Source organism: Micromonospora endophytica (assembly GCF_003236305.1).
GTDB classification, from domain to species: domain Bacteria; phylum Actinomycetota; class Actinomycetes; order Mycobacteriales; family Micromonosporaceae; genus Micromonospora; species Micromonospora endophytica.
Map to the genome: position 1 here is coordinate 1 of NZ_POTX01000545.1, position 418 is coordinate 418.

The 418-nt window shown below is 48.8% G+C and carries 1 protein-coding gene; it reads left to right on the forward strand.

What is annotated here, in order from left to right; genetic code table 11:
• Positions 1-29: 29 nt before the first annotated feature.
• On the forward strand, positions 30-418 hold a 389-nt coding region (locus tag C1I93_RS31020; protein WP_220039629.1), incomplete at its 3' end, for a hypothetical protein.

Sequence of the window (418 nt, forward strand, 5' to 3'; positions counted from 1 at the left end):
ATTTCACGGTCTCAAGCCTTTACAAAAACATGAACCTGTCAAAGGCCATCCAACTAAAGTTCCATGAGCTTAGGGCGTCGGTCGCGTCGGGTGACTCTGAAAAGGTTATTGTCCAGGCCAAAGCCATTGCCGAGGGTCTTAAAAAAGGGTTCGACGTCGCCTTGGATGCCAAGGACATTATTGAATGCGCTAAACCCGATATGACTGCCACAAATTCAAGCATGGACTTCATTAACCAAAAGCGGTCCTACTACCTGGGATTGCCTGCGGCTTGGAGTACGGGCCTTTCAAATAAGTGCCTGGGTGACTCTGGGTCGGGTGAAGCAAAGGCCGTGGAACGCGGCCTAAGACGCTATTATTTCGCAATCATCAAGCCAGTTATTGAGACACTTTTCAAGGTCACGACGACCTTTAAAAC